Source organism: Halomonas sp., from assembly GCF_041689495.1.
Classification (GTDB): Bacteria; Pseudomonadota; Gammaproteobacteria; order Pseudomonadales; family Halomonadaceae; genus Halomonas.
Map to the genome: position 1 here is coordinate 1 of NZ_JBDNGD010000314.1, position 4,919 is coordinate 4,919.

The 4,919-nt window shown below is 63.6% G+C and carries 4 protein-coding genes and 1 pseudogene; all 5 read left to right on the forward strand.

The window, feature by feature from the left end:
• The first annotated feature begins 55 nt into the window (after positions 1 to 55).
• Entirely contained in the window at positions 56 to 1,474 is a 1,419-nt protein-coding gene (cysS, locus tag ACESMD_RS10325; protein WP_372612856.1) for a cysteine--tRNA ligase, read from the forward strand.
• Between the two features lie 99 nt (positions 1,475 to 1,573).
• Positions 1,574 to 2,488: an ABC transporter substrate-binding protein gene (locus tag ACESMD_RS10330; protein ID WP_372612858.1), complete on the forward strand. Its 915-nt coding sequence runs from the start codon at positions 1,574 to 1,576 to the stop codon at positions 2,486 to 2,488.
• A 7-nt stretch (positions 2,489 to 2,495) separates the two neighbouring features.
• Positions 2,496 to 3,662: an ABC transporter permease gene (locus ACESMD_RS10335; protein ID WP_372612860.1), complete on the forward strand. Its 1,167-nt coding sequence runs from the start codon at positions 2,496 to 2,498 to the stop codon at positions 3,660 to 3,662.
• Positions 3,659 to 4,603, forward strand: a complete 945-nt coding sequence (locus ACESMD_RS10340; RefSeq protein ID WP_372612862.1) for an ABC transporter ATP-binding protein — start codon at positions 3,659 to 3,661, stop codon at positions 4,601 to 4,603. The genes ACESMD_RS10335 and ACESMD_RS10340 overlap by 4 nt, the downstream gene beginning before the upstream one ends.
• A gap of 13 nt (positions 4,604 to 4,616) precedes the next feature.
• A pseudogene (locus ACESMD_RS10345) lies at positions 4,617 to 4,919 on the forward strand (ABC transporter permease); the annotation flags it as partial.

Genomic DNA, 4,919 nt, shown 5'->3' on the forward strand with positions numbered 1-4,919 from the left:
AAGAAGCCCAGAAGAAAGAGCAAGGCCAGGACAAGGGGTGAAGGTGAGCGCTGATATGCAGATCTATAACACCCTGACGCGACGCAAGGAGCGCTTCACGCCCATCGAACCGGGCAAGGTACGCCTCTATGTCTGCGGCATGACCGTCTATGACTACTGTCACCTCGGCCATGCCCGGGTCATGGTGGCCTTCGATGTGATCACGCGTTACCTGCGTCACCGTGGCTATGAGGTCACCTATGTCCGCAATATCACCGATATCGATGACAAGATCCTGCGGCGCGCCGAGGATAACGGCGAAACCATCGCCTCGCTCACCGAACGCATGATCGATGCCATGCACGAGGATGAAGCGCGTCTCTTCGTGTTGCCTCCGGATCATGAGCCTCGTGCCACCGCCCATGTCGGCAAGATCCTCGCCATGATCGAAATCCTGATCGACAAGGGCTATGCCTATGCCGCCGGCAACGGCGATGTCTACTACCGGGTGCGCAGGTTCGTGAGCTACGGCAAGCTCAACAACCGCGACCCGGACGAGATGCGTTCCGGTGCCCGAGTGGAGGTCGACGAACACAAGGAAGACCCCCTGGACTTTGTGCTGTGGAAGGCCGCCAAGCCCGGCGAGGAAAGCTGGGCCTCGCCCTGGGGGGAAGGACGCCCCGGCTGGCATATCGAGTGCTCGGCGATGTCGACCTGCTGCCTGGGTGAGACCTTCGACATACACGGCGGTGGTCCGGACCTGACCTTTCCCCATCACGAGAACGAGATCGCCCAGAGCGAGGCGGCGACCGGTAAACCCTATGTCAACACCTGGATGCATGCCGGCGCCCTGCGAGTGAACCAGGAGAAGATGTCCAAGTCACTGGGCAATTTCTTTACCATCCGCGACGTGCTGGAGCACCACGACCCGGAAGTGGTGCGCTACCTGCTGGTGGCGAGCCAGTATCGCAGCCCGATCAATTATGCCCCGGACTCCCTCGCGGATGCCCGCAGGTCCCTTGAGCGTTTCTACAATGCACTCGACGGGATTGATCTCGAAGGACAGGCCCCGGACCCCGGGAACGCTGCGGCCGGTGAGGTCGACAGCAGCTTCGACGAGCGCTTCACCGCGGCCATGGACGATGACTTCAATACCCCCGAGGCACTGGCGGTGCTCTTCGACCTGGCTCGGGAGCTCAATCGGGCGAGGAAGGAGACGCCCGAGCAGGCAAGGGGGCTGGCCCTCGAGCTCAAGGGTCTCGGCAGTGTACTGGGGCTGCTCCAGCAGGAGCCCGCGGGCTTTCTCAAGGGCGGGGAGGGCGAGTTGCCGCTTTCCGAGCCCGATATCCAGGCAAGGATCGAGAAACGGGCAAGGGCGAAGCAGGCGAAGGACTTCGCCCGGGCCGACGCCATCCGCGATGAGTTGGCCTCCCTGGGCATCATCCTCAAGGATTCTCGGGAAGGGACTCGCTGGGTTCTCGATAAGCCCGGCTGACGACTAGGGGTTGAGGGGTGCCCGTTGAACCGCTGTCTGACAGACAGGATGTACCAACCTTTATACTCTGGCGACATTCATCGCATTCGGGTGGAACATATGAAAGCTGTCATCAAGAGTATTGCCGCGCTGGGCGTCAGTACCGTCTTCTCCCTGGGGAGCGCCCAGGCCGACTCCCCCGTGGTGGTGTCTTCCAAGATCGATACCGAAGGCGCGGTACTCGGCCACTTGATCCTGCAGCGTCTTGAGGACGGCGGCATCCCTGTCGAGGATCGACTCCAGCTAGGGGGGACCAGTATCGTCCGCGAAGCCCTGCTTACCGGCGAGATCGACCTCTACCCCGAATACACCGGCAACGGGGCCTTCTTCTTCGACATGGCCGACAGTCCGGTGTGGAACAAAGCCGATGAGGCCTATGAGACCGTCAGACAGCGGGATCTCGAACAGAATCGGCTTGTCTGGCTGACGCCGGCCGAGGCCAATAACACCTGGGCCATGAGTGTCCGTGGCGACCTGGCGCGCGAGCACGACCTTTCCACTCTGGAGGATCTTGCCGATTACCTGGAAGAGGGAGGGGAGTTCAAGTTCGCTGCCAGTGCCGAGTTCGTGGAATCGCCCCAGGCCCTTCCGGCATTCCACAAGGCCTATGGTTTCAGCCTTTCCGACGACCAGCTGCTGGTACTCTCGGGCGGCAATACCGCGGCCACCATGCGGGCCGCGGCGCAGCAGACCAGCGGCGTCAATGCCGCCATGACCTATGGGACCGATGGTGGGCTGCAGGCCCTGGACCTGGTGGTGCTCGAGGACAGCCTGGGCGTCCAGCCGGTCTACCAGCCTGCTCCGGTAGTGCGCGAGAGCGTGCTGGACGCCCATCCGGAGATTGGCTCCCTGCTGGGGCCGGTCTTCAAGGCCCTGGATCTGGAGACCCTGCAGCGCCTCAACGGCGACGTGGCGGTCAATGGCCTCGATCCCCGCCGGTTAGCAGCCGACTTCCTCGAAACACTGGACGACTGACCCCGGGATGAGGCGCCCCAATATCGTTCTCCTGGCCTTGATGCTGGCCGCCCTGGCCGGCTGGCTGGGGTTCGAGTCGGTCAATGTGGCCGCCAATCGCATTGTCGCCGGTACCGGTTTTCACGCTCACGAGATAGTCGGCTGGCCGGGCTCCGTGATGTCCTGTCTCCCCCTGGCGGCGGTGGCTATGCTGGCCTGGCGACCCACCCGAGTGCGGCTTTGCTGGGCGCTCGCCCTCATCGTCCTCATCTTGATGGCGATGCCGGCCTGGTTGGCTATCGCCGCTGATCGGCTCGTCGACCCTTCGCTGCCTCAGTCTCGGTTGGGCATCGGTCCGGCCAATTGGCTACTGCTCTTTCTGCTGTTGTTTTCCCTGGTCGAACTCAGGGTACGACTCGCCTTGTCGCGATGGGTGACCTGGTGGCTCGTGCTGCCGGTATTGGCGGCCTGGTGGTTGGCGCTGACGACCTGGCTCGAGCCCCTGGCATTGCTGCGGGAATATCAGGTGCGAAGTGACCCTTTCCACACCGCCGTGCTGGTGCATCTTGCGCTGGTGGGCGCCTCGGTGGGGATCAGTCTGGTCATAGGGGTCCTTCTGGCACTGGCCATGCGTCGCCATGCGGGAATCCAGCGCCTGGTCTTCTCTGTCCTCAACATCCTGCAGACCATTCCCAGTCTCGCCCTGTTCGGGCTCCTGCTGGCGCCACTGGCCTGGCTGGCGGCCAATGTGGAATGGATCGCCGCCCTGGGCATCAGCGGAATCGGCTGGGCCCCGGCTCTCCTGGCCCTGGTGGGCTACAGTCTCCTCCCCATGGTGCGCAATACCTTCGTGGCCCTGTCGGAGGTGGAACCGGGGGTGATCGACTCGGCCCGAGGCATGGGGATGAATGATCGACAGGTATTCCTTCAGGTCCGTTTTCCCCTGGCCCTGCCGGTCATGCTGGAAGGTGTGCGTATCACTACCGTACAGGCCATCGGCCTTACTGCCGTGGCGGCCCTGATCGGTGCCGGCGGCCTGGGAACCTTCATCTTCCAGGGACTCGGCCAGGCCGCCATGGATCTTGTCCTGCTCGGGGCCCTGCCCATCCTCTTCCTGGCTCTGGTGGCGGATGCGCTGCTCGGGGCCCTGGCCAGTCGACTGGATCACCGACGCGACGCGGGAGTGTCCGGATGATAGAGCTGTTCGACGTGACGAAGCGTTTCGGTTCGGAAACCGCCGTGGATGGCATTTCCCTGAGAGTCGAGAAGGGTCAGCTCTGTGCCCTGGTGGGTACCTCGGGGTGCGGGAAATCGACCACGCTGCGCATGATCAATCGCCTCATCGAGCACAGCGAGGGCGAGATCCACATCGACGGGCAACCGGTTCGCCGCTTCAGGGAGGAAACCCTACGCCGGCGCATCGGCTATGCGATCCAGAGTACGGGGCTCTTTCCCCACTGGACCGTGGCCCGCAACATCGGCCTGGTGCCGCGACTCTTGAAATGGCCACGGGATCGTATCCAGGCGCGTGTGGAGGAGCTGATGAGCTTGCTGGGGCTACCCATGGAGAGCTTCGCCGACAAGTACCCGAACCAGCTCTCGGGGGGGCAGGCGCAGAGGGTGGGTGTTGCCCGGGCGCTGGCGGCGGACCCCGATATCCTGCTGATGGACGAGCCCTTCGGCGCCCTGGATCCCATTACCCGGGAGACCCTGCAATTGGAGCTTCGTGACCTCCAGTCGCGACTGAACAAGACCATTGTCTTCGTTACCCATGACATGGATGAGGCCCTGCAACTAGCCGACCATCTGGTGGTGATGAGGGCAGGGCGGATCGTCCAGCAGGGCGCACCGCTGGAGTTGCTGCGCGATCCTGTCGATGCCTTCGTCGAATCCCTGCTGGGCGGGGAGGAGCGTGGCCTGAAAGAAGCCGCTCTCACCCCGGTCAGCCACAGGATGCTGCCCCTCGGGCCCCGCTTGATCGCCCTGGCCAGGGTCCACCAGGATGCCAGCCTGCACCAGGCATTGGCCGTCATGTTTCGCGAACACGCCGATCGCCTGACCGTGGTAGATGCCGAGGACATGCCGGTGGGCGAGCTCACACTGCAACGCCTGGTGGGTACTTGCCGTGAGGAGTGAGGTGCTTGACCCGATGCGTTGGCGTATCCCCCTGGTCTGGCTGTGCCTGCTCCTGGCGCTGGTGCTGGGCATGGAGCAACTGGAGTGGCTATTTCGCTGGATCGAGTCCGACAGTCGCGAGGTGATCTACCGGCGCGCCGACTTCCTGACGCTGCTGGGTCGTCACGCGCTGGTGGTCTCCGTGGCCTCTTCGCTGGCAGTGGTGATCGGGGTGAGTGCGGCGATTCTGGTGACACGGCCCGCCGGTCGAGACTTCCTGCCCCTGGTCGCTCAAGTCGCCTCCATGGGGCAGACCTTTCCCCCGGTGGCGGTCCTG